This is a genomic window from Microcoleus sp. F10-B2 (assembly GCF_036704965.1).
GTDB lineage: Bacteria > Cyanobacteriota > Cyanobacteriia > Cyanobacteriales > Microcoleaceae > Microcoleus.
The window spans coordinates 1-1,988 of the sequence record NZ_JAUBTB010000211.1 but is presented as its reverse complement, the minus strand read 5'-3'; the positions used below and the strand labels follow the sequence as shown (position 1 = coordinate 1,988).

Genomic DNA, 1,988 nt, shown 5'->3' with positions numbered 1-1,988 from the left:
TTTAAGGTATAATAATTTGTGCCCGTATAGCAACCTTCAAAACTATGAAAAAGCCCTCTGAAGCTATAAATATCGTAAATTTAGACCATTTGGGAATAGTAGCGGGGATTATAGATGAAATGGAATTGGTAGAAGAAGTCAACAAAAAAGTGGGAATAAGAGTTAAAGAAACTGTCAGCCCAGGACAAGTAATGAAAGCAATGATTTTGAACGGATTGGGATTTTTGAGCGCCCCAATCTACCTATTTGATACATTTTTCGTGGGAAAAGCAACAGAACATCTAATCGGAAAAGGAATAACAGCCGAACAATTTGCCGGATGACAGAATCGGAAGAGCATTAGACAAATATTATCAAGCGGGAACGACAAAGTTATTCACAGCAATTGCCCTGAAAGCAGTGATAAAATTTCAAGTAGAAATGAAAAGCGTTCATCTAGACAGCAGTTCAATATCAGTAGAGGGAGCATACAAAAAATGTCAGGAAAAGAGCCAGGAAGTTGAGGCAGAATCTGAGGATACAGAATCTTCCATGAAAACCATAAAAATCGTTCACGGCTACTCAAGAGATAAAAGACCCGAGCTCAAACAATTTATCATTGATACGATCGTAAGTGGGGATGGAGACGTACCATTGTATCTGAAAATAGATGACGGGAACGCGGATGATAAAAGTGTCTTTGTGTCAAGATTGAAAGAGTTTAAAAATCAGTGGACATTTGATGGAATCTGTGTAGCAGATAGTGCCTTATACACAGCAGAAAATTTGTCAGCAATGGCAGGAATGAAATGGATAACCAGAGTGCCGTTAAGCATAAAATCAGCTCAAAATAAAATCTGCAACATAGAAGATAGTGACTGGGAAGATTCTCAAATAAAAGGCTATAAAATAGCAGCCAGAACCAGTGAGTATGGCAACATCAAGCAAAGATGGCTAGTCATAGAAAGTGAAATCAGAAAACAAGCAGACCTTAAAAAAATAGTCAAACAAGTAGAGAAACAGTTAGAATCAGCCAAAATCACACTGCGTAAGCTATCCAGGCAAGAGTTTGCTTGTATTACTGATGCAGAAGTTGCAATAAAAAAGTTATCAAACTCATGGAAATATCACCAAATAACAAAAATTAAATGCCAAGAAGAGCCAGTTAAAACAACAAAAAGAAAGCTCAAAGAATCGAGCGAGACACAGACAATAGTCTATCAAGTAACAGGTGAAATAGAACCCCGAATTTCAGCAATCGAAGCGGAAAAAGTCAAAGCTGGGAGATTTATATTAGCCACAAATATTTTAGAGCCTAAAGTAGTGAGCAATTCACAGGTATTATCGGAATACAAAGCGCAGCAAAGTAATGAGAGAGGATTTAGATTTATCAAAGATCCGTTATTTTTTACTTCCAGCGTATTCGTGAAAAAGCCGGAGCGAGTTGAAGCAATCGGAATGATAATGGGACTGTGTTTGTTAGTGTATAATTTAGCGCAAAGGAAATTGAGACAACAATTAGAAGCTACCAATGAGCAAGTGAAAAATCAGGTAAAGAAATTGACCGATAAACCGACAATGCGCTGGATATTTCAGGTGTTTCAGGCTGTGCACTTAGTGACGATAAATGGCTCGAAGCAGGTCAGCAATTTAACCCAAGAACACCAAGATATCTTGCGGCATTTAGGAGAGTATTGCTGTCAATACTATTTAATATTTTCAAGTGAATAACGATTGCGATCGAGGTGTAGATATTTGTGAATAATTTTCATTAATTAGTCAAGACAATTTGCTCTTGGCATAAGTTTCATTGCTTCAAAATATGAGCAACCGCGATAAAATAGCAACATGAATATATGAAAAAAAGCCAATTATTTCAACTTACTTAGTTTAGGTAAATTTGACAACCTTCTGTAATGCTAAAACTGTATAATTTCAGCCTAAAAGTGTTTGGCTTCCAAGTTTTCACAACTGATAAAGAAATCCGACCCACATCTGCGGAATGTGGG

General features: G+C 36.9%; 1 pseudogene. It reads left to right on the top strand.

From position 1 onward, the window contains the following. Nucleotides 1-44 precede the first annotated feature (44 nt). A pseudogene (locus QUA99_RS32665) lies at nucleotides 45-1,710 on the top strand (IS1634 family transposase). Nucleotides 1,711-1,988: the final 278 nt, after the last annotated feature.